The following is a 23162-nucleotide window of genomic DNA, read 5'->3' on the forward strand; positions in this document are numbered from 1 at the left end:
CGCGCCCGTCGAGCGGCCTGAAATCAATATCAAGTCAACTGGAAAGCTTAGGGTTCAGCCCCGGGGTTTCACCACCCAGGTGTCCCCTTCCTGCACCAGCTCGCGGTTGCAGCGGGCCAGGGTTTCACGGTCCTCACTGCTGTTGTCCAGCATGGCGCTGATCACTATTTCGCCCTGGGCGCGGAGTTCTGCGGCTTTCTGCCACAACTGTTCGCAATCACTACAGGGGGCGAGAATCGCCGGGGGTTCGGCCGCACCGCTGGCTCCCAGGGTATTGATCGCCACCAGGTCGGTACTGAATCCGGTGGCCGCACGGTCGCGCCCGAACACGGCTCCGATACCGTTGTAGCGACCGCCGTTGGCCAGTGCCTGGCCGTGGCCGGGCGAGTAAGCCGCGAACACCAGGCCGGTTTCGTAGTCGTAGCCGCGCATCTCGCTGAGATCGAAGAACAGGGCAACCTCGGGGTAACGACGCGCTACCGCATCGGCCACTTGCTGCAGCTCTTCCAGGGCAAGGCGCAGGGGCTCAGGGCCATTGGCAAACAGTTCGCGAGCGCGGGCCAGACACTCACTGCCACCGGCGAGACGCGGCAGTGTGCGCAGCCATTGGGCTGCTTCCGCGTCTTCAACATTCGCCTCGACCCAGCGTTCGATATCCGCTACCGCCTTGCTCTGGAGCAGCTCGATCAATGCCGCCTGACGCTGACTGCTCAGGCCCACGGCCTCGGCCAGACTGCGGAAAATGGCCACATGGCCCAGATCCAGATGTATCTCGCGGATACCGGCAGTGTGCAGGGTTTCGATCATCAGGCTGATGACTTCGATATCGCCCTGCAGGCTTTCTACCCCATAGAGCTCAGCGCCGATCTGAATGGGCGCACGGGGGCCCATGGGCGCGCGCGGGCGGGTGTAAAGCACCTGGCCCGCATAACAGAGGCGGTTGGCGCCGCTGCGGGGAAAACTGTGGGAGTCAATACGCGCGGCCTGCGGGGTGATATCCGCACGTATGCCCAGGCTGCGGCCAGACAACTGATCGGTCACCCGAAAGGTGCTCAGGTCCACGTCGCGCCCCATACCGATCAACAGTGAATCGGTAAATTCCACCATGGGCGGGATGATGAGCTCGTAACCCCAGCGGTGGTAGAGATCCAGCAGGTTTCTGCGCAGGGTTTCCACCCGCGTGGCGTCCGCGGGCAAAATCTCGGCGATGCCATCCGGTAGCATCCAGCGTTCGGCTTGGGTCATGGTGTGGGCGTTCGACTAATTAGCGTTGCGATTTAACTGGGCGGTCAAAAAGACCGGGGTGAACCAGTGTCCAGCACTGTCACCGGGACAGTTTCAGCGATCGGGCCGGCACAAAAAAACCGGGCGCCGGCCCGGTTTCGAGGATTTTACCATCAATTGCCGGGGCTGTGACCAGTCCCGGCAATGGATAGGGCTTATTTGCCTTGAGAATCCTTCAGGTAACGGAAGAACTCGCTGTCCGGATCCACCAACAGCATGTCGCTCTTGTCTTTGAACGACTCCCGGTAAGCGGTAAGGCTGCGGGAAAAACGGTAGAACTCGGGGTTCTTGCTGTAGGCGTTCGCATAAATGCTGGCCGCTTCGGCATCACCCGTACCGCGCAACTCTTCTGCCTTGCGGTAGGCCTCAGACTCAATAACCACCTTCTGGCGATCCGCATTGGCGCGGATGCGCTCACTGGCTTCCTGACCCTTGGCGCGGTGATCCCGCGCTTCCAGTTCACGGCCAGTACGCATCCGCTGGAATACCGACTCGGACACCTCTGGCGGCAGGTCGATCCGCTTCACCCGAACATCGACAATTTCCACACCCAGATCGGTTTGCGCAGTCTGGTTCAGGTTTTTGGTGATTTCCGCCATCAGCTCATCACGCTGACCACTGACCACTTCGTGCAAATCACGCACACCAAACTGGTTACGCAGACGGTTGTTGATCTGTTCCGCCAGCAGGCGTACCGCATTGCGTTCGTCACCGCGCGTCGCCACATAAAAGCGGCCGACATCCATGATCCGGTACTTCGCATAGGAGTCCACCATCATGAACTTGTTTTCGCTGTTCAGCATGCGTACCGGCTGGGAGTCCACGGTCTGGATCCGCGCATCGAATTTGCGCAGCTCGTGTACAAGCGGCATCTTGAAGTAGAGCCCGGGACCATAATCGGTCCGCACGACTTCACCGAAGCGCACCAGCACCGCTTTTTCCGTTTCTTTCACCACGAAGGCACTGCTGGACAGAACCAGTAGGCCAATCAGTATCAGCGCGATGACAAAAAGTGATTTGTTACTGTTCATTGCACTTCCCCTTAGCGTACTTCGCGGCCGCGACGGGCGTTATTCACTTCGGTGCGAAGCTGGTTAATAACCCGCTGGGAGATCTCATCGATCACCTGAGGCGACACCTGCTGGCGCGAACTGCTACTGCTGGCGCTGTTTTCGGTCAGCTTGTCCAGGGGCAGATACATCATGTTGTTACCGCCCTTGATATCCACCATGACTTTGGAGGTGTTGCTCATTACGTCCTGCACCGCGTCCAGGTACATACGCTCGCGGGTCACTTCCGGCGCACGCTCGAACTCAGTCAGTAGCGCAGTGAAGCGCGCCGCTTCACCTCGCGCACTTTCCACGACTCGGGACTTGTAGGCTTCGGCCTCCTCGATCATGCGCTGGGCCTGACCACGGGCTACTGGGATAACTTGGTTTGAGTAGGCCTGGGCCTCATTTTGCAAGCGCACCTCATCCTCGCGAGCCCGCACGACGTCGTCAAACGCGTCCTGTACTTCCCGCGGTGCCTTGGCATCGGTGAGGTTGACCACGTCGACGCGAATGCCGGTCTGATACAGATCCAAATATTCCTGCAGACGCACCTGGGTATCGGCAGATACCTGGGTACGGTTCTGGGAGATAACGCCGTTCAGGGTCTGTGAGCCCACCACGTGGCGCAGGGCACTGTCGGTGGCTTCCTGCAGGCTCTTGAGCGGGTCGGCCACGCGCAGCACAAAGGACTCGGCATCATCAATATGCCACTGCACCTGCAACACCACGTCGACGATGCTGGCGTCTTCGGTAAGCATCTGACCGGTGGTGCGCTCGGTACGTACCTCGGTCATGTTCACCTTGGTGACGTGATCGATCAGCGGGGGATTCCAGTGCAGACCTGATTCTTCGGTGCTGTGATATTTACCCAGGCGCAGCACCACAGCGGATTCGTTGGCATCTACCTGATAAAAACCCCACAGGCCATACACAACGGCGAGCACGATCAATACCAGTGACCAGGGGAAGCTGCCGCCACCGGGGCGACCTTCATCCGCGCCAGAGGGTTTGCCACCAAACAGGCCGTTCAATTTTTGCTGCATTTTGCGCAGCAGCTCGTCGAGGTCGGGGGGGCCGTCATTATTACGATTGCCACCACCCCAGGGGTCCTTGTTATTACCACCCGGTTCGTTCCAGGCCATTTATCAACTCCAACTCATTCAACTTATTAATCGTTAGCTGTCGCGAAATTCTAGCATTGATTGCCGGGAGTAATCCGCATACAGGACAGTGTTCTTACGCCACGGAGGTCTTCACTCGACCTCCCAATCCTCCGGCTTCGGCTCTTCGTCCGGCTTTTCCGGAAGCCACTGTGGCGGATTGTTAATTTCTTTGAAGGGCGCCATCAGGCGCTGCAACTCCGAGCGTGGCATCAACACCTGCAGCTCGATATCACCATTATCGCAATAATGCTCCCGCTGCACGGCGTTACCCTCGAACAGCTGTGCGCGCAAACGCGCGTGCTGTGGAGGGATGACAATCGCACCACTGACCATCTGCTCGCCGATACGTTCGGCAATGGCCTCCACCAACAAGTCGCAGCCGGCACCGGTCACTGCAGACAACCACACCGCGCGCGGCACGCCCTGATCGTCGCGATCGATGCGCGGCTCTGCATCTGCCAGCAAATCCAGTTTGTTGTACACCAGCAGATGTGGCAAATCTGCCGCGCCGATTTCCTCAAGTACCGACTGTACCTCTTCAATCAGGTGCAAGCGATTTTCCGCCGCGGCGTCCACCACGTGCAGCAACAGCGTCGAACTGGCCGCCTCTTCCAGGGTCGCGCGGAAAGCCTCCACCAGGCGGTGAGGCAAATGGGATACAAAGCCCACGGTGTCCGCAAGGATCATCGCGCCCACATTGGGCAGTTCCACTCTGCGCATCGTCGGGTCCAGGGTGGCGAATAACTGATCGCGCACATAGACGTCGGCATCGGTGATGCGATTGAACAGAGTCGATTTACCGGCGTTGGTGTAGCCCACCAGGGAAACCGTGGCCACTTCGGCGCGACTGCGCGCGCGGCGCCCCTGCTCGCGCTGACGGCGCACCTTGTCCAGGCGCTTTTCAATGGAATCGATACGCGCCCGCAGCAAGCGGCGGTCGGTTTCCAGCTGGGTTTCACCCGGACCACGCAGGCCAATACCGCCCTTCTGTCGCTCAAGGTGGGTCCAGCCACGCACCAGACGGGTGGACATGTGCCGCAACTGCGCCAGCTCTACCTGCAGCTTGCCCTCGTGAGTACGGGCGCGCTGGGCAAAGATATCCAGGATCAGGCCGGTGCGGTCCAGTACCCGGCATTTGAGCTCGCGCTCAATATTCCGCTCCTGGCTCGGCGACAGGGTGTGATCAAAAATCACCAACTCCGCGCCGTGCTTTTGTACCGTCTGCTGAATTTCTTCCAGCTTGCCGCGGCCAACAAAAGTTTTCGGGTCTGGGGTGGCGCGCTGGCCAAAGATGAATGCCACCGGATCGGCACCTGCGGACAGGGCCAATTCTTCGAATTCCCGCGGGTCCTCGGGACTGTCGATGGCGGAGAGCTCCAGGTGAACCAGCACGGCCAATTCACCGGATTCCGGGCGATCAAAAAACAAGGATTATTCTCTTGAGCTCAAGACTGCACCAGAACTCTGGTGCTGAACAACAGACGCCCCGGGCGAGCCGGGGCGTTGTTTACAACTGGCTGTTTACAACAACAGGGTGAACGCACTGAGAATCGAGCCCCTGGGGCCAGTAGTGCATTCAGGTTAAACCCATTTCAGTCAGCGCCCGAACTACGCAGGCGCCGGTGAATACTACATGGGGGTTCAACCGATTCGGACTCAGCCGAAAGTATCGCGTTCGCCACCCTCAGGGCCAGCGCCTTCAGCGCCCGGGCCAGCCGGGTTCATCAGGGGCACGCGCACAGCACGGGAGGGAACAACGGTAGAAATCGCGTGTTTGTAGACCATCTGGCTCACAGTGTTTTTCAACAGCACCACGAACTGGTCGAATGATTCAATCTGGCCCTGCAATTTGATGCCGTTTACCAGATAGATGGAAACCGGGATACGCTCTTTACGCAGAACATTTAAGTAAGGGTCTTGTAAGCTGTGCCCTTTTGACATCTTTTTTCTCCTTGCCAAAAGATAAGTCGCCAGATGACGCACGATCGCGCCCGCGAATCCCGCGGACTAAGAAACGGCCATGGTGATGCGGCGTATAAAAAGAGCCAAAAAGTAACCAAGGCTCTGTGAGTAACTGACTGAATTGGGACGGATACACCGGCCCACTCACGTTATGGCTGCTCAACTGAGAAATTTCAAGGCCTCAGTCAACATTTCATCGATTTTGCGTACTTTGCCGCCAGGCTCCTGAGCATAAATCGGATGTACATCGGGCCAACCGCGCAACCAGGTCAGCTGGCGCTTGGCCAGCTGCCGGGTTGCGGCAATACCCGCCTCCAGCATCTGCGCGTAGTCCAGCTCGCCGTCGAGGTACTGCCAGACCTGGCGGTAACCCACCGCGCGGATTGCCGGCAAGTCCGGGTGCAAGTCCCCGCGAGCGCGCAGCGCTTTCACTTCGTCAATAAAACCCTGCTCCAACATCCGCTCGAAACGCAGCGCGATGCGCTGGTGCAGTATTGCCCTGTCACGCGGCAATATCGCCAGCTGCTGCACCCGGTAACCCGCCAGTGGCGACTCGCTCACCTGCTCGGCGCGCAGCTGACTCATGGTCTTGCCTGTCAGGTAAAACACCTCCAGCGCGCGCTCGATCCGCACCGAGTGATTCGGGTGCAGTTCCGCCGCCAGCTCGGGATCAACCTGCTCCAGTTCGCGATGCAGTGCCGGCCAGCCCTCTCGCTCGGCGCGGGCCTCTATTGCGGCGCGGAACTCCGGATCAGCTTCCGGCATTTCTGCCATGCCTTCCAATAGAGCCTTGAAATAGAGCATGGTTCCACCGACCAGCAGTGGAATTTTTCCGCGCCCACTAATATCCGCCATGGCTTCCAGGGCGTCGTCGCGAAAGCGGCCCACGGAATAGCTTTCGGCCGGGTCACAGATATCAATCAGCCGATGGGGGTAGCGGGCGAGTTCTTCCGCGGTGGGCTTCGCGGAGCCAATATCCAGGCCGCGATATACCAGTGCGGAATCCACGCTGATCAGCTCTACCGGCAAATGGTCACTGATGGCCATGGCCAGGTCGGTCTTGCCCGACGCTGTCGGGCCCATCAGAAAAATAGCGCGAGGACGTGGATCGTTCATAAATAACCCGTATAAACCGTAACGAGCGGGCGGCTGGCGGCGTCCGCCGGAGCGCAGGCAGCGGAGTGTATTGCTAATACATGAGCAGCCGAGCACCGCCGGACGCCGTCAGCCGCCCGCGCAGTAGATTTATTGGCCACGCATAAACCATTTATCCATATCGGACAATTTGACCTGGGTCCAGGTGGGACGGCCGTGGTTGCACTGGCCGCTGCGTTCGGTGCGCTCCATATCCCGCAGTAGTGCATTCATCTCCGGAATGGTCAGCTTGCGGTTGGCGCGCACCGAGCCGTGACAGGCCATGGTAGAGAGTATCTCATTGATCTGGTTGCCAATCCGATCGCTGCTGCCCTCGGCGAGAAGGTCACTCAACACATCGCGCACCAGCTGTTCCACCGGCGCACCGTGCAGCATGCTGGGCACCTGCCGCACCATCAGGGTTTCCGGGCCGCCGCGCTGCAACACGAAGCCCAGTGAGGTGAAGACTTCCTCACGCTCCTCAAAGCAATCTGCCTCGCGCTCGCTGACGGCGAGGCTCACCGGCACCAGCAGCGGCTGCGCCTGGATACCACCGGTGGCGTGGGCGCTTTTCATCTTTTCATAGACGATGCGCTCGTGGGCCGCGTGCATGTCCACGACCACCATGCCGTGCTCGTTCTGCGCAAGTATGTAGATACCGTGCAGCTGGGCGATGGCGAAGCCCAGGGGTGGGGTTTCGCTTTCAGACTCGGCGGGCATCTGCTGCGACCAAGCCCCGGCGGTTGCCGCGGCCACCGGCGCTTCCTGCACCCCGCCTTCATAGGGCTGGTGCAGTTCGCCATAACCCTGCATTTGCTGCTGAATCCGTTGCGGTGATGACTGCTGGCCGTAGCTCTGGCCGACAAACCCAACGCCCTGCGGAGCAACCTGAGTCGGTGCCGAGGACAGCGGCATCCGCTCCTGCCCACCGAATTCACCGGCAGCGAGACCGGACACCTGCGGTGCCGCCTCTTCCACCTCATCTTTTTGCCCCGGGCGCACATCCGCCAGCGCCCGGTGCAGGGAGCCAAACAGGAAGTCGTGCACCAGCCGACTATCGCGGAAGCGCACCTCGTGCTTGGTCGGGTGCACATTCACATCCACCGATGCCGGATCCAGTTCCAGATACAGCACAAATGCCGGGTGGCGGCCGTGGTACAGCACATCGGCAAAGGCGCGGCGCACCGCGTGACTCACCACGCGGTCGCGAATGGCGCGGCCGTTGACGTAAAAGAACTGCAGGTCTGCCTGGGAGCGAGAAAAGGCAGGCTCTGCCACCCACCCCCACAGACGCAGCCCATTGCGCTCCATTTCGATGTGCAGGGCATTTTGCATAAAAGCGGGGCCGCACAACTGCGCGACCCGGCGCTCCATTTCCGCACGACTGGTGCCACCGCGCAGGTTGTGCACACCCTTGCCGTTGTGGCGCAGGCTGATGGACACGTCGAAGCGCGACAATGCGAGACGCTTGATGGTCTCATCGACGCGGTTGAATTCGGTTTTTTCCGTGCGCAAGAATTTTCGGCGGGCAGGGGTGTTGAAGAACAGGTCCCGCACTTCGACGGTGGTGCCGCGCGGGTGTGCCGCGGGCGCCAACTGGGTTTCCATTTCGCGGCCTTCGGCGGAGACGACCCAGCCTTTGCCGGTGTCGTCACGGCTGCTGGTCAGTGCCAGGCGGGCAACGGAGGAAATACTGGCGAGAGCCTCGCCGCGAAAGCCGAGGGTGGCAACGGCTTCAAGGTCTTCAAGTGCGTGAATTTTGGAGGTGGCGTGGCGGGCCAGCGCCAGGTGCAGATCGTCTTTTTCGATCCCTTTGCCGTTGTCCCGCACCATGATGCGTTTTACCCCACCGGCATCCAGGTCTACTTCCAGTCTGGTGGCGCCGGCATCAAGGCTGTTTTCCAGCAGCTCTTTGATCACGGATGCAGGGCGCTCGACCACTTCACCGGCGGCAATCTGGTTGGCAAGTCTTGGAGAAAGTAACTGGATATTTTCTGGCATTCTGATCTGGGTGCTATTCGTAGTCTGTGCCACCCCAAGATCGGGGTTCTTTGTATCACGGTGGCGCCGAAGCACCGGGTATAACTTTTTGAAACCGCTGTGAATACATCCCTGTACGCTGCGTCGGCGACGTCCCTGTCGCCGACGCTTTCAAAAAGTTATACCCGGTACTACGGCTTCAATTTGAACTTTTCTACTTCGTCAGAAACAACAGGACGACTCGGCCACGGAACTTCGATGCGAAGGCAGGATGCCGGGGATGGATTTTCAAAAGCGTCGCAAACAGGATGTTTGCGCCGCAGCGCCCAGGGATGGGTTCACAGCGGTTTTGAAAATCCATACCCGGTAGCCTGCCGCCACCGCAACAGGAAACAGGCCCCGTAGCCGCAGCAAGGAACCACCAAACTCAACCCGAAGGGATCGTCAGCGTCTGTCCCACCCGAATCATCGACGTCTGCATCCCGTTGGCCTTCTTCAGGTCGGTCACAGAAATGTTGTAGCGGGCAGCGATGCCCGACAGGGTATCACCTCGGGAAATGGTGTGCTTGCGGTCGATGCGATTGCCGTTGGCTGCCAGCCAGCTGCCCGCCGGGGGCCTGGCTTTGAAGTGGGCCACTATACCCTCGCTGAGTTTTTCTGCCATGCGCTTCTGGAATGCCGGGTCACGCAGGCGGCGGGCTTCACCGGGGTTGGTGATAAACCCGGTCTCCACCAGGATCGAAGGTACATCCGGGTTGCGCAACACCGAGAAGTTGGCCTGTTCGACCTTCTTTTTGTGCAAATGGGTAAAGCTGCCCAGGGAGCTCAGCACACTGCTGCCGATATCCAGACTGGCACTCATGGTGGCGGTCATGGACAGGTCCAGTAATACGCCCACCAGGGTATCGTCCTTGTCGTTCAGGCTCAGGCTGCCCACACCACCAATCAGGTCGGATTCATTTTCGCGCTGGGCCAGGTAGCGCGCTGTCTCACTGGTGGCGCCGCGGGAGGATACCGCGTAGACACCCACGCCGCGGGCCTCTTTGCGGGTGAAGGCATCGGCGTGAATGGAAACGAACAGGTCCGCGCGCAGTTCGCGCCCCTTCTTCACCCGGTTGCGCAGCGGAATATAGTAATCCCCAGTGCGCACCAGTTTGGCGCTGAAGCCGGGCTCGCGATCGAGCGCCTTATGCAGCTGGCGAGAAATGGCCAGCACTACATCTTTTTCGCGCACACCACCAGGACCAAGGGCTCCGGGGTCTTCGCCACCGTGACCGGCATCGATGGCGACCACAATATCGCGCTGGCCGCGGACCTGAACCTGTTCGATGGTTTTCTCTTCCACCTTGTCGCGGTCGTGCAGGTCGATGACCAGGCGATCCGGCAGCGCCTGGTGGCGGCGCAAGTCGAAGCTGCGCGGGGTTACCGCCTGCTTCAGGTCCAGTACCAGGCGCAGGTCGCGCTTGTCCTTGGTCGCGTAGCGAATACCGGCAATGGGAGTATCCTGAATGGGCAGGTTGTCTACCGAGGCCTTGAGTTTAGCGCCGCTCACATCGATAACCACCCGGTGCGGGTTTTCCAGGGTAAACAGCTTGTGTTCCGCGGGGCCGTCGAGGTCCAGCACCAGGCGGGTGTGATCCGGGGCGCGCCACAGGCGCACACCTTCCACGTCCGCGGCGAATGTCGGCTGCACACTCAAAACGGCCAGGAAAACCAATAGCCATGTTTTGCACAGACTCCAAAGGCCTTCGACGCGATGCGCCCGCGAGGTGTGATGTTTACGATACACCCGCTTTCCAGGCGGTGTCTCAAGCGGCAATCCTGCTGCGATCATTCTTATTGCCCTGTCGATCGGTTTTTATTTTGTGCCCGGCAACGGCTACTGCAATTGTGCCAATACCTGGTTGCCCGCCTCACTCAGCGCCTCAAGCACCAGCCTGCGGCCCTCGCCTTCCAGGCTCAGGGACAGCGTCAGATCCGGCTCCGGCAAGACGCCTGTGCCGCGTTCAGACCACTCCACCAGGCTGAGACTCCCTGGGCCGAAGTAATCACGCACCCCCATGTACTCCAGTTCCTCTGCATCCCCAAGGCGGTACAGGTCGAAATGGTAAACCCGCTGCTCGGTGAACTCGTAAGGTTCCACCAGAGTATACGTCGGACTTTTTACCGCGCCACAGTGGCCAAAAGCCCGCAATACGCCCCGGCTAAAGGTGGTTTTACCCGCGCCCAGCTGGCCGCCGAGAAAAATCACCAGCCCCTCGCTGAGACCGGAATCCTTGCAGGCTTTCCCCAGTTGCTCACCGGCGGCCACAGTGGCGGCCTCGTCGGCGAGAAACTGTGTGACCTGCGCGGGCTGCATAGCCATCAACTCAAATCCTTACTTAGTGGAATTAATCGACCAGACGGCGAATATGCGGGAGCAGGTCCGTCGCCAGCAGACCGCGCTGGCCATCTGCGGCCGCCAGATTACCCGCCTCGCCATGCAACCAGACACCGAGGCGCGCCGCTGCTGGCAATGCCATACCCTGACCGATCAATGCGGCAATAATTCCCGTCAGCAGGTCACCCATACCCCCGGAGGCCATGCCGGGGTTACCGGTATTGACCAGGTCCACCCCATCCTCGTGGGCGATCAGGGTACCTGCGCCCTTAAGTATCACCACGCCGCTGAATTTCTGCTGAATCGCTCTGGCCGCGGCCACCCGATCCGCCATCACTTCAGCGGTGGTCATGCCCAACAAGCGCGCGGCTTCACCCACGTGGGGCGTCAGCACCCAGTCGTCGCGCTGGACACCGGCAAGCACCCGGCCGCCGGCGAGAATATTCAATGCATCCGCGTCCACCACCAGTGCCGCCGGTGCACGGCCGGCACGCGCCAGCAGTTGTTCACTCCAGGGAGATTGGCCAAGGCCGGGGCCCACAGCGATAACACCTGGCGCTTCCAGCAGCGGCTCCAGCTCCTGGCCAGAGACCACCGGATGTGCCATCACCGCCGGGCAGCGGGTCAATGCCGCCGCCACATGCTCCGGACGACTGGCAATGGAAATCAGGCCCGCACCGGTACGCGCAGCCGCCTCGGCCGCCATCAGTGCCGCACCACCAAAGCCGTGATCCCCCCCCACCACCATCACGTGGCCGAACTGGTTTTTGTAGCTGTCAGCCGCACGGGGTGCCAACCGCTCCAGGCTCCCGCCCTCGTAGCGTAACAGGGAGGCGGGCACCGTTGCGTAGACTTCTGGTGCGGCGCCCAGGTCCTCAAAGCGCACCTCCCCGCTGAGCGCGGGACCGCGCCCCAGATACAGCCCGCTCTTGCAGCCGATAAAGGTAACGGTGAGATCCGCCTGCACCGCATCGCTTGCGACGCCACTGTCTGCATTCAGGCCCGACGGAATGTCCACCGCCAGCACCGGCGCGGGCAATTGGTTGATATAGGCCACTGTGGCATCCATGGGCGCGCGCAGCGCACCGCTGAATCCGGTACCCAGCAGCGCGTCCACCAGTACGGTATTTGCCTCGATTGCGGGCATTGCAGTGAGATCCGACACCAGAGTCGCACCCTCACGCTCGGCAAAGCGATAGGCTTCCAGCGCTTCCCCTTTCAATTTATCGGCCGGTACAGCGGTATAGACCACCACCGGCAACTGGCGCTGGGCCGCGAGACCGGCGATCACATAGCCATCGCCACCGTTGTTGCCGCCGCCACAAAATACCTGCAGCCCGCTCACCTCCGGCCAGCGTCCGCGCAAATGATCAAAGGCCGCGCGACCGGCACGCTTCATCAGCGACAGCGCCGGTATCTGCTGCTGGCTGATGACCTGCTGATCCAGTTCGCGCACGGCGGCCGCACTGTAAAGTTTCTGCGCGAGAGCGCCATCCGGGGTCACATGGTTTTGGCTATCCATAAATCCGTACTGCTTCCGACTGTGGTCAATTTTTAAACTGTGGCAAAATAACGGCAAAGTATACCGCTTCACACCCCCGACTGCCCCTATGACCAGCACTCCCGAGCCCTCTTCCGATACCGCCGCCATGCAGGAGCTGGCCGCGCAGATTCGACTCTGGGGGCGGGAGCTCGGCTTTCAGCAGGTGGGCATTACCGACTGCCAGCTGCAACAGCATGGCGAGCGCCTGCAGGCCTGGCTGGATGCGGGCTACAACGGGGATATGGAGTGGATGGGTGCCCATGGCGAAAAGCGCTGGCGCCCGGAACTGCTCGAAGAGGGTACCTTGCGGGTCATCAGTGTGCGCCTGGATTACCTACCCCCGGACACACAACCGGTGCAGGTGCTGAAAGACCCAAGTAAGGCCTACGTCTCCCGCTATGCCAACGGCCGCGACTATCACAAGCTGATCCGCAAACGCCTGGCGCAGCTGGCACAGCAGATTGACCGCTATTGCGAGGAGCGCGGATTGGCGGCCAGCGGTCGCGCCTTCACCGACAGTGCCCCGGTCATGGAGCGCGCCCTGGCGGAAAAAGCCGGGCTCGGCTGGATTGGCAAGAATTGCATGGTGATCAATAGCGAGGCAGGCAGCTGGTTTTTTCTTGGCGAAATTTACACCAACCTGCCGCTACCGGTGGACGTGAGTGAGCAGCCGAATCAGTGCGGTGAGTGCACTGCCTGCCTGAAGGTGTGCCCCACGGATGCGTTTGTGGATGCCTACACCCTCGACGCGCGCCGCTGCATTTCCTACCTGACCATCGAGAACAAGGGACCCATCCCCCTGGAATTCCGCGAGCCCATGGGCAACCGGGTCTTTGGCTGCGACGATTGTCAGATCATCTGCCCCTGGAACAAATTTGCCAAACCCACTGCGGAGAACGACTTCCACCCGCGACATGGGCTGGACAGTGGCGAGCTGGTGAATCTGTTTCAGTGGAGCGAGCCGGAATTTTTGAAAAATACCGAGGGCTCTGCGATTCGACGGATCGGGTTTGAGCGCTGGCAGCGGAACCTTGCCGTCGCTCTAGGAAACTCAGATCCCACCCCAGAAATTACCGCGGCACTGGAGAAGAAGCTCACTTCTGCGACACCTATGGTAAAAGAGCATATCGAGTGGGCATTGGAGCGGTTGCGCAGTGGACGGCGGCGGAAACGGAAAATCAAACGAGTTTACGAGTGAACATTGGCGCTTGTGGTATTTGTGGCTTGGAAGCTGGATTAGTGGCGGTGAAGCGCCGGGTATCTGTTTCCAAAACCGCTGTGAATACATCCCTGTACGCTGCGTCGGCGACGTCCCTGTCACCGACGCTTTTGGAAACAGATCCCCGTCACTCCACCTTTCATTCTTATTTTCGCACTTCGTAAGCGCTTGTGACTGACCAGCTCTACCCACCTCTTCACTTACAGAGCTAGTTGCGCTAATGCAAAGGCCGGGTGCCGGGTAAGGGTTTTCAGGAGCGTCGCAAACAGGATGTTTGCGACGCAGCGCCCAGGGATGGGTTCACAGCGGTCCTGAAAACCCTTACCCGGTGCGTGGCCGCCACCTCACCAGCTTCCAAACCACCCATCCAATGAAGTGCGGCAGGTATCAACTCATGCGAAAAAAGTGCTCACGATAATGTTTCAGTTCGTTAATGGAATCGTGAATATCATCCAACGCCAGATGCGATGAAGTCTTCTTCACTCCCTCCAGCACATCGGGCCGCCAGCGCCGCGCCAGCTCTTTCACCGAGCTCACGTCCAGGTTGCGATAGTGGAAGTACTGCTCCAGCAGCGGCATATATTTCACCAGGAACCGGCGATCCTGGCCGATGGAGTTACCGCACATGGGCGAGGCGCCCTCCGGTACCCACTGACCGAGAAACTCAATGGTCTCCCGCTCCGCCTCGCGCTCGCTGATGTGAGACTCACGCACCCGCGCCACCAGCCCGGAGCCACCGTGCTGCTCCGTATTCCAGTCATCCATCGCATTCAGCAGCGCATCGCTCTGATGCACTGCCATGACCGGCCCCTCCGCCAGCACATTCAGGCGCGAATCCGTCACCACCGTCGCAATCTCAATGATGCGCTCCTTCTCCGGATCCAGGCCTGTCATTTCCAGATCGATCCAGATCAGATTATTCTGGTCCACAGTAAACTCCTTACTAGCCCCGGCGGCGGGCAGATAACGGGTGAAATGGCGGGAAAAGCGCAAGGTACCGCAATCCCCCATCGATGCAAGTTATAATCCGGCGCTTTCCCCAAACCGAGCCTCCATGAGCAAACGCAAACTCAACCGCCGCCAGCAGTGGCGCATCGCCAAAATCCAGCAGGAGCGGGAGGCGCGCGCGCGCAAAAAGGAGCAGAGCCTGGAGCAGGCCGGGGAAGAAGGTGACCTCGGGCAGGAGCAAACCGGCCTCATCATCGCCAACTACGGCACCCAGGTACTGGTAGAAAGTGAGAACGACAGCGAGCTGCGACAGCGCTGCCATGTACGCTCCAATATCGACACCCTGGTCACCGGCGACAAAGTGGCCTGGCGCCCGTCCATCGGTGAATCCACCGGTGGCCTCGGGGTCGTCGGCGCACGCCTGCCGCGCCACTCGGAACTGCAGCGCCCGGACCGCTATGGCGATATGAAAACCGTCGCCGCGAATATCGACCGCATCCTGATCGTCATTGCCCCCTATCCGGAGCCCTTCGCCAACGCCATCGACCGCTACCTGGTCGCCGCGGAAACCACCGGTATTCAGCCACTGCTGCTACTGAACAAAATCGACCTGATCGACGACAGCAACCGCGATCACCTCAGTGATTTGCTGATGCCCTACCCCGGGCTCGGCTACGACATACTGAAACTGTCTACCCGCACCGGCGAGGGCCTTGAAGAATTACTCGCACTGCTGGCCCAGGGCACCAGTGTGTTCGTCGGCCAATCCGGCGTCGGCAAATCCTCGCTGATCAACGGCCTGCTGCCCGGCACCGATGCCCGCACCGGTGCCCTCTCCGAAGCCACCGGCAAAGGCACCCATACCACCACTGCCGCGGAACTGTTTCACCTGCCCAGTGGCGGCGATCTGATAGACTCCCCGGGCATTCGCGAATTCGGCCTTTGGCACATGAGCGAGCAGGAACTGCTGGAAGGCTTTGTGGAATTCCGCCCGTTTATCGGCCACTGCCGCTTCCGCGACTGTCGCCACCAGGGCGAACCCGGTTGCGCCATTCAGAGCGCACTGCTGCGCGGGGACATCAGCGAAAGACGCATGGACAGCTACCTGCACCTGCGCAACAGCCTGGAAACTGAATAAGCCCGGAGCAGGGCAACACCACACTAGGAAAAACACGTGAGCGAAGTACCCCTGATCCTGGAGCCAGAACAACTGGCGCCACTGCTGGAACACGAAGAAATCAAAGTCGTCGACCTCAGCGCCCCCGCCAACTACCTGGCGGGACACATCCCCGGCGCCATTGGCCTGCCCTTCCAGGCTCTGCTGGCTGGCACCCCACCGGCCCCGGGCAAACTGCCCTCCATCGAACGCCTCACCCAAGTCTTCCGCGCCATCGGCCTCACCCCCGACACCCACATCGTCGCCTGCGACGACGAAGGCGGCGGCTGGGCCGGGCGCTTACTGTGGACACTGGAAGTCATCGGCCACAAAAAATACAGCTACCTCAACGGCGGCATGCTCGCCTGGAAAGCGGCCGGCCTGCCACTCTCCACCGAAGAAGTCAGCGTCACCCCCAGTGAAATCGACGTTGCCATCGCCGCCGACGCCCCCATGCTCGACGCGGATCAGATTCAACAGCGGCTGACGCAAAACGACCTGCAAATCTGGGACGCTCGCTCCCCCGCCGAGCACAGCGGAGAACGGGTACTGGCAATGAAAGCCGGCCACATCCCTGGCGCGATCAACTGTGAATGGACCCAGCTCATGGACCCACAGCACGACCTGCGCATTCGCGAAGATGCAAAAGAATTCCTCGCCGCACTGGGTATCGACGGCAACAAGGAAATCGCCACCCACTGCCAGAGCCACCACCGCTCGGCCTTTACCTGGCTGGTGGGGAAGTCACTGGGGTTCCCGATCAAGGCATACCCCGGTTCCTGGAGTGAGTGGGGCAATTTGCCGGACACTCCGGTAGAGAATTGATTCTGAGCTTTAAAATATCTAACGAAGCTCAAGACGAGATGCGAAGGTCAGGTGCCGGGTGCGAGTTTTCAGGAGCGTCGGCGACAGGAAGTCGCCGCCGCAGCGCCCAGGGATGGGTTGAACGGGGGCGCCTAGCCCGGTCCTGAAAACTCGCACCCGGCACCTGACCGCCAAACCGACATAACCAGATCCTAAGAGGGATCGGCACACATCCACAAACAACGGGACCAATAAAACTCAATGAACCCGAAACTGTTTATTTTCCTGCAGTACATCACCCCGCAACATCTGCTCTCCCGAGCTGCAGGCTGGCTCGCAGAAACCCGTATCGGCGGCATTAAAAATCCATTTACCAAGTGGTTCGTGGAAAAATACAAAGTCGACATGAGCGAAGCACTGGAAGAAGACTACACTGCCTACACCTGCTTCAACGACTTCTTCACCCGCGCATTGAAAGAAGGCGCCCGCCCTATCGTCGAAGGTGAAAACACCATCGCCGGCTGCGCCGATGGCGCCATTAGCCAACTGGGTGAAATTCACAACGGCAGAATCTTCCAGGCCAAAGGCCAGGACTACAGCCTGCTGGAACTCGTCGGCGGCGACCCCGAAGTAGCCGCGCAGTTTACCGGCGGCAACTTCGCCACCATTTACCTTTCGCCGAAAGATTACCACCGCGTACACATGCCGCTGGACGGCGTACTGCAGCGCATGGTCTACGTCCCCGGCGAACTCTTCTCGGTCAACACCACCACCGCCGAAAATGTCCCGCGCCTGTTCGCCCGCAATGAACGCCTGGTGTGCATCTTCGATACCGCCGCCGGCCCCATGGCCATGATCCTCGTCGGCGCCATGATTGTTGCCGCCATTGAAACCGTGTGGGCCGGACAGGTAGCGCCGATCAAACGCCAGATCCGCACCACCCGCTACGATGAACAGAAACCCATTGCTCTGAAAAAAGGTGACGAAATGGGCCGTTTCAAACTCGGCTCTACCGTGGTACTGCTGTTTGGTGCCGACAAGGTGAAGTGGCTGGAAGCGTTGTCTGCGGAAACGCCTGTGAGAATGGGCGAGCACTTTGGGGATCTGGTTTAACGCCAAAAAATAATTCCAGATTTTTCGGAGCACTTAACTCGACGCGAAGGTGTCGATACCGGGTACTTGCTTGCGAGACATTCCGCGAGAGGGACCTCGCGGAAGAGCCCCCAGGGATGGGTTCACGGCGTGTCTCGCAAGCAAGTACCCGGTAGCGGCACCGCCCCAAGACTCCTTCGAGCGACCACGATACCCGTAAATTTTTCATGCCTGCCACCCCCGAATTTATTCGCAGTAACCCAAAACTCGCTTTTTTCGCACTGCTTGCGGTCGCCGCCTCCGGCTTCGGTCAGACCTTCTTTATCGCTATTTTTGGCGCGGCCATTCGCGAAGAGTTTCAGCTGAGCAACAGCTGGTACGGCGCCAGTTACAGTGCGGCGACTCTGCTATCCGCTTTCGTGTTACTGGGCGCAGGGACACTGGTCGATCGCTGGCCGCTGAGGCGTGTTGCCCTTTTGGGGGCCTTATTGCTCAGCGCCGGCTGCATCACACTGGCACTGGCCAATAGCGCTTGGATGTTACTACCGGGATTTTTCCTGCTGCGTTTCGCCGGCCAGGGATTTATGACCCATATGGGCATGACCACCGCCGGGCGCTATTTCACCAGCAATCGTGGCAAGGTCATTGCCCTCGCGGCTTTGGGCTTCCCCATCGCCGAAGCCTTACTGCCCACCACCGGTTCCCTGATGATTCAGGGAACTGGCTGGCGCAGCGTCTGGCTGGCCTCTGCGGCCCTGCTGGTAATGTTGGTACTCCCCGCTCTTGTCTGGCTTGCAGGAAATGCTGGAGAGAAAAGCGAAGTGAGTGCAGTCGCCGCAGCGGAAACCAATGGCGACTACACCCGCGCGCAGGTTTTGCGCGACCGGGGTTTTTACTGCCTGCTGCCAGCCGCGCTGATGACGCCGTTTGTGGTAACCGCGGTACTGTTTCACCAAGGTGCCATCGCCGATGCGCGGGGCTGGTCGCTACAGACAATGGCGGGAGCCTTTGGTGGTTATGCCGCGGGGCATTTGCTTGCGCTGTTTTTTGCCGGACCACTGGTGGATCGTATCGGCGCCCAACGCAGCCTGCCCCTGGCGCTTGCACCCATGATTAGCGCCCTGCTGTTGCTGGCATTCTGCGAGCAGGCTTGGGTGCCTTATGTCTACCTGGCACTGATTGGCATCACCCAGGCAGGCACGGGTACCGCGGGCAGCGCGCTGTGGCCCGAGCGCTATGGCAGTAGCCACCTCGGGGCAATACGCTCTATCTCTCAGGCCAGCATGGTATTTTCCACTGCGGCGTCGCCATTATTGATCGGATTCTTATTGGATCACGGCTGGGATGTTATGACCCTAGCCTTGCTACTCGCGGGGATAGTTTTTGCTGCCTGCCTGCTGACCTCAGGTGCAGGCAAGACGAATATGCAGCAACGGCAGCAGGCGACAGCCTGAAGGGCGAAAAGAGGAAAAAAGAGGCTTATCGGCGAGGCAGAAAACGCGCCAGAAAAGTTGGCACTCGCTGCTCGTACAGATACTGGTCGCGAACCGCGGCAACATTGATTTGCGGAAAACGGCTGGGGTCCAGGTCCTGGGTAATGGTAACCAGGCCGACCTGATCCAGGGATTTCTTGCCCTTATCCACCAGTGCCAGCTTGCGATCGTCATCCGCAGCCATATCAAACAACTGCGGCTTTTCCAGCAGTTTCTTTTCCCGATCGGTCACCAGCATCACTTTCGGCTTCAGTCGCCGCTGATGACTCTGCTCGACAACCACAGCAATTTCACCGGTGGAAAGCGCTACCTGGGTGCCGGTGGGGTAAAGGCCGATGGATTGGATGAATTCCACCACCAGCTGCTCCTGAAAGGCGGAATTGCGCAGGTCGTAAAGTTGCGCAACGGCTTTTGACGGCGGCACCGGGAATTCCGCGCCGCGAGGATTGGTGGCCTCATCGTAGAAGGTGACAATGCCACACATACGCGCCAGCACCGGAATCTGTCCGCCACGCAGGCCATTCGGATAACCGCTGCCGTCATACTGCTCTTTGTGGCACTGAACGATGGTGAGCACCTGGGGATCGATATTCGGGTCCGCCGACAGTAACTTCACACTGAAATCCACAAACTTGCGGTATTCCAGTTCCGCCCGCGGGTCACGCTTTTCTGCCTTCAGCACGGCTTCAGAGAGGTACAGCTTGCCCACATCTTTCAGCAGGGTCGCTACCCCCAGCTGTACAAGCTCCTGGCGACGCAAACCAATATGCCGGCCAAACACCACCGCCCACACGCTGGCGCGAACCGAGTGGCTGTAGGTCTCTTCATCTTTTTCCCGCACCCGTGCCAACCAGGAAAAAGCATCCGGGCTGCGCAGTACACTGTCGACCATCTGCGACATGGCCTGGTTAATCTGTGCAGTGGGCAGCGGATGGTCGCTGCGCATCTGTACCATCACCTCATGCATCCCTTGCAGAATACGCTGGTGCAGCTCTTTGGCTTTGACCGCTTCTTTGCGGGCGGGCTCTGGGGCCGTGTAGTGATTGTGCTTTACCTGAACCGGCTTGCAATTGATCGCCACCGGAATGCGACGGCTGTTTTTACCGGGAGCGGTCTTTTCGACTTCCGCTGCCTGGCTGGCCGCGCTGGTGATTTTGCGCAGCTTGACGCCGACATCACCAACGGTTTTTACGACATCCACATACACGAAGCGGCAGTACTTCTGCAGCTGGCGTATTTCTTCCAGATCACGGATATAGAAGCCCTGAAGGGCGAAGGGAGTGCGGGTCCACGGGCGATCCAAACGAGACACGAACATGCCTCGCTGCAAGTCTTCAACGAATACTTTCGCCTGTTGGATTGCCACTGATTGTGTGCCGCGTATTGCTGATATTTTGTTGTATTTGTTAGCGCATCTTTGTATCGGCAAATTGCCCGATGCTCGCTGTCTGCTGCTTAGCGGGTGTTACCCACAAGATTGCCCAGTTGGCTCCCCTGACCGCACAGCCTACAGACAGCGCCCCGCCAGGTCGCAAAACCAGAGCGGGGCGAATTGTCACACAAGTCTACTCCCGAGTAGACATTTGTTTTGTGATGCATCTCACGATAAGTGAACTGAATACCACCTGGCCGCGACGAATTGCGGGAATATCCCACCGGATTGGCACAATATTCCCCTTTCGCCCTATTACCTCGCCCCATCACCTTCACGCTGTCATTTCCCCCGCCACCTCTTACCGGAGAGATCAGCGGACAGGCTGGTTACTGGTGATAGCGGGCCGACAACTCCACTACCGCCTCAATCATGGCGCCCGCATGGGCGGGATCGACTTTCGGGGTGATGCCATGCCCCAGATTGAAGATATGACCACTGCCCTGGCCGTATGCGGAAAGGATGGACGCCACCTCTTCGCGAATTCGCTCGGGGCTCGCCAGCAAAATGGCCGGATCCAGGTTCCCCTGCAGCGCTACCCGGTCGCCAACGCGCGCGCGGGCCTGGGCAATATCAGTCGTCCAATCGAGACCCAGTGCATCGGCACCGGTATCGGCCATGCTTTCCAGCCACTGGCCCCCGCCTTTGGTGAACAGGATCGCCGGCACCTGGCGGCCATCGTGTTCCTTGATCAGGCCTTGCAGGATGCGGGCCATGTACTGCAGGGAAAACTCCCGATAAGCCGTGTGGCTCAGTGCACCGCCCCAGGTGTCAAAAATCTGTACCGCCTGGGCACCAGCGCGAATCTGGGCATTCAGGTAATCAATCACCGAATCCGCCAGCACCGCCAGCAGCTGGTGCATGTCCTGCGGTCGGCTGTAGAGCATTTCCTTACAGCGGGCGAAATCGCGGCTGGAACCGCCTTCGACCATATAGGTTGCCAGAGTCCAGGGGCTGCCGGAGAAGCCAATCAGCGGTACCCGGCCGTTCAGCTCGCGGCGGATGGTAGTGACGGCGTCGGTAACGTAGGCGAGATCTTTTGCCGTATTCACTACTTCCAGCGCCGCGATATCGGCGCTGGTGCGCACCGGCTTTTTGAACTTGGGGCCCTCGCCCTCCTCGAAGTAGAGCCCGAGGCCCATGGCATCGGGGATGGTGAGAATGTCGGAAAACAGGATGGCGGCATCCAGTGGGTAGCGTTCCAGCGGCTGCAGGGTCACTTCACAGGCCAGCTCGGTGTTGCGACACAGGTCCATGAAGGTACCGGCATTGGCACGGGTGGCGCGGTATTCGGGCAGGTAACGACCGGCTTGGCGCATCATCCATACAGGAGTGCGGTCGACGGGCTGGCGCAGCAGGGCGCGGAGGAAACGGTCGTTCTGGAGCGGGGCAAACTGGGTATCAGACATGTGGGCAACGGCTGGGTAAATGGGCAGCCATTGTACCGGGGTGCCGCGCGGGAAAACAGGATTCACGATAAAACACTGAAGGCTTACCGCCAGACGGGCAATTGACCGCCCGGGCAAGTGGGACTATTGTCTCACCACCTATGATGATGATATCTGGCCATTTGACTGGCTCTTCAGGCCACGCGCAACCGGCACGCATGGAGGGTACGGTGCCGTGATTGGCAAATGGCAGACACTGGCGGATTGGCACAGCGCTCTCGGCAATCTGGTGACAGCGCTGGGTAGCGATCTTTTTTACAGGGAACTGCTGACCACCATTCGCAGCCAGGTGCCCGTCGACTATCCGCAAGTCTGGCTGTATCACCGTGAGCACAGCCCATCGCCCCTCTATTACGACCTGCCGCCGGATGACGAGCGCAATCAGATAGACCTGTATGTCGCCGGCTCCTACAAGCAGGACCCCTTTTACCTCACCGCGTTCGAACGGGGTGAGCCGGGCGTTTACCGGCTGACCGAAATCGCCGCCCAGCGTTTTGAGCGCAGCGACTATTACAAAAGCTACTACGCGCTACTCAATGCCACCGATGAAATCGTATTTATTGCGGACATCAATGCGGACAGCTCCCTGCAAGTGTGCCTGATGCGCAGCGAAGCCTCAGGACGCTTCACGGACCGGGAAGTGGAATTTCTGAGGGTTGCTGAACCTGTCGTCAGCGCACTGCTACAGCAACACCTGAAACTCCTCCCTCCGCAGCAGGCAACGCAGGTTGGGATGGAAAGAAATGTGGAACAGGCCTTTGGCCTGTTCGGACAGTCACTACTCACCGGGCGCGAGCGCGATGTGCTGGGCCTCATCCTTCAGGGCTACCGCAGTCGGGTAGCGGCCGAAAGGCTGGGTATTTCTGCAGAAACCCTGCGCCGCCACCGCAAAAACATCTACCGCAAGCTGGATATCAGCTCCCAGAATGAGCTCTTCTCCCTGTTCCTGAGCTCACTCCATTGCCTGGATCACACCCCCAATGTGGATCCCCTCGCTACCTACATGAACATGCAGCTTGCGGATTCCTGATTTGTACCCCAGTTGGGGTATACCCTGCATCCCTACCTCTTC

19 protein-coding genes are annotated in these 23162 nt (G+C 59.7%); 6 read left to right on the forward strand and 13 right to left on the reverse strand.

Going from position 1 to position 23162, the window contains the following annotated elements; translation table 11 throughout:
- Positions 1-54: 54 nt before the first annotated feature.
- The 10 genes from GRX76_RS01435 to GRX76_RS01480 form a co-directional block, all read right to left on the reverse strand.
- On the reverse strand, positions 55-1245 hold the full coding sequence (locus GRX76_RS01435) for an ATP phosphoribosyltransferase regulatory subunit (protein WP_160151666.1): 1191 nt from the start codon (positions 1243-1245) through the stop codon (positions 55-57).
- Positions 1246-1439: 194 nt separating this feature from the next.
- Entirely contained in the window at positions 1440-2315 is an 876-nt protein-coding gene (hflC, locus tag GRX76_RS01440; RefSeq protein ID WP_160151667.1) for a protease modulator HflC, read from the reverse strand.
- Positions 2316-2326: 11 nt separating this feature from the next.
- Positions 2327-3478 (reverse strand): FtsH protease activity modulator HflK, encoded by a 1152-nt coding sequence (gene hflK, locus GRX76_RS01445; RefSeq protein WP_160151668.1) that lies wholly within the window; start codon positions 3476-3478, stop codon positions 2327-2329.
- Positions 3479-3589: 111 nt separating this feature from the next.
- Positions 3590-4927: a ribosome rescue GTPase HflX gene (gene hflX / locus GRX76_RS01450; protein WP_160151669.1), complete on the reverse strand. Its 1338-nt coding sequence runs from the start codon at positions 4925-4927 to the stop codon at positions 3590-3592.
- Between the two features lie 228 nt (positions 4928-5155).
- Positions 5156-5440 carry an RNA chaperone Hfq gene (hfq, locus tag GRX76_RS01455; protein ID WP_160151670.1) on the reverse strand — a complete coding sequence of 95 codons (285 nt, stop codon included), beginning with the start codon at positions 5438-5440 and terminating at the stop codon, positions 5156-5158.
- 180 nt (positions 5441-5620) lie between these two features.
- Positions 5621-6577, reverse strand: a complete 957-nt coding sequence (gene miaA / locus GRX76_RS01460; RefSeq protein ID WP_160151671.1) for a tRNA (adenosine(37)-N6)-dimethylallyltransferase MiaA — start codon at positions 6575-6577, stop codon at positions 5621-5623.
- Positions 6578-6706: 129 nt separating this feature from the next.
- Complete coding sequence (gene mutL / locus GRX76_RS01465) at positions 6707-8596, reverse strand: DNA mismatch repair endonuclease MutL (protein WP_160151672.1); 1890 nt, start codon at positions 8594-8596, stop codon at positions 6707-6709.
- 406 nt (positions 8597-9002) lie between these two features.
- Positions 9003-10268, reverse strand: coding sequence for an N-acetylmuramoyl-L-alanine amidase (locus tag GRX76_RS01470; protein WP_236250503.1), 1266 nt, complete (start codon positions 10266-10268; stop codon positions 9003-9005).
- 186 nt (positions 10269-10454) lie between these two features.
- Complete coding sequence (tsaE, locus tag GRX76_RS01475) at positions 10455-10934, reverse strand: tRNA (adenosine(37)-N6)-threonylcarbamoyltransferase complex ATPase subunit type 1 TsaE (RefSeq protein WP_160154757.1); 480 nt, start codon at positions 10932-10934, stop codon at positions 10455-10457.
- Between the two features lie 31 nt (positions 10935-10965).
- A complete protein-coding gene (locus GRX76_RS01480; protein ID WP_160151674.1) occupies positions 10966-12477 on the reverse strand; it encodes an NAD(P)H-hydrate dehydratase in 1512 nt (503 codons plus the stop codon).
- Between the two features lie 88 nt (positions 12478-12565).
- On the opposite strand from GRX76_RS01480, the gene queG reads away from it, so the two are divergent.
- Positions 12566-13696, forward strand: coding sequence for a tRNA epoxyqueuosine(34) reductase QueG (queG, locus tag GRX76_RS01485; protein ID WP_160151675.1), 1131 nt, complete (start codon positions 12566-12568; stop codon positions 13694-13696).
- 408 nt (positions 13697-14104) lie between these two features.
- On the opposite strand, the gene orn is transcribed toward queG, so the two are convergent.
- On the reverse strand, positions 14105-14647 hold the full coding sequence (gene orn / locus GRX76_RS01490; RefSeq protein ID WP_160151676.1) for an oligoribonuclease: 543 nt from the start codon (positions 14645-14647) through the stop codon (positions 14105-14107).
- A 124-nt stretch (positions 14648-14771) separates the two neighbouring features.
- Here orn and rsgA point away from each other — a divergent pair, with 124 nt between their 5' ends.
- From rsgA to GRX76_RS01510, 4 genes are all read left to right on the forward strand, one after another.
- Positions 14772-15803 (forward strand): small ribosomal subunit biogenesis GTPase RsgA, encoded by a 1032-nt coding sequence (gene rsgA / locus GRX76_RS01495; protein ID WP_160151677.1) that lies wholly within the window; start codon positions 14772-14774, stop codon positions 15801-15803.
- Positions 15804-15839: 36 nt separating this feature from the next.
- Positions 15840-16646, forward strand: coding sequence for a sulfurtransferase (locus GRX76_RS01500; protein ID WP_160151678.1), 807 nt, complete (start codon positions 15840-15842; stop codon positions 16644-16646).
- A gap of 240 nt (positions 16647-16886) precedes the next feature.
- The gene (gene asd, locus GRX76_RS01505; RefSeq protein ID WP_160151679.1) at positions 16887-17738 is read left to right on the forward strand and encodes an archaetidylserine decarboxylase; all 852 of its coding nucleotides are present in this window, start codon (positions 16887-16889) and stop codon (positions 17736-17738) included.
- A gap of 206 nt (positions 17739-17944) precedes the next feature.
- Positions 17945-19171, forward strand: a complete 1227-nt coding sequence (locus GRX76_RS01510; RefSeq protein ID WP_160151680.1) for an MFS transporter — start codon at positions 17945-17947, stop codon at positions 19169-19171.
- 25 nt (positions 19172-19196) lie between these two features.
- Here the strand turns inward: GRX76_RS01510 and GRX76_RS01515 are convergent, their stop codons facing one another.
- Together GRX76_RS01515 and hemE are read right to left on the reverse strand one after the other, a co-directional pair.
- Entirely contained in the window at positions 19197-20576 is a 1380-nt protein-coding gene (locus tag GRX76_RS01515) for an HD-GYP domain-containing protein (protein ID WP_160151681.1), read from the reverse strand.
- Positions 20577-20971: 395 nt separating this feature from the next.
- Positions 20972-22051, reverse strand: coding sequence for a uroporphyrinogen decarboxylase (gene hemE / locus GRX76_RS01520; RefSeq protein WP_160151682.1), 1080 nt, complete (start codon positions 22049-22051; stop codon positions 20972-20974).
- Positions 22052-22265: 214 nt separating this feature from the next.
- Here hemE and GRX76_RS01525 point away from each other — a divergent pair, with 214 nt between their 5' ends.
- Positions 22266-23120 (forward strand): helix-turn-helix transcriptional regulator, encoded by an 855-nt coding sequence (locus tag GRX76_RS01525; protein ID WP_160151683.1) that lies wholly within the window; start codon positions 22266-22268, stop codon positions 23118-23120.
- Positions 23121-23162 lie beyond the last annotated feature (42 nt).

This window comes from Microbulbifer sp. ALW1, from assembly GCF_009903625.1.
Classification (GTDB): domain Bacteria; phylum Pseudomonadota; class Gammaproteobacteria; order Pseudomonadales; family Cellvibrionaceae; genus Microbulbifer.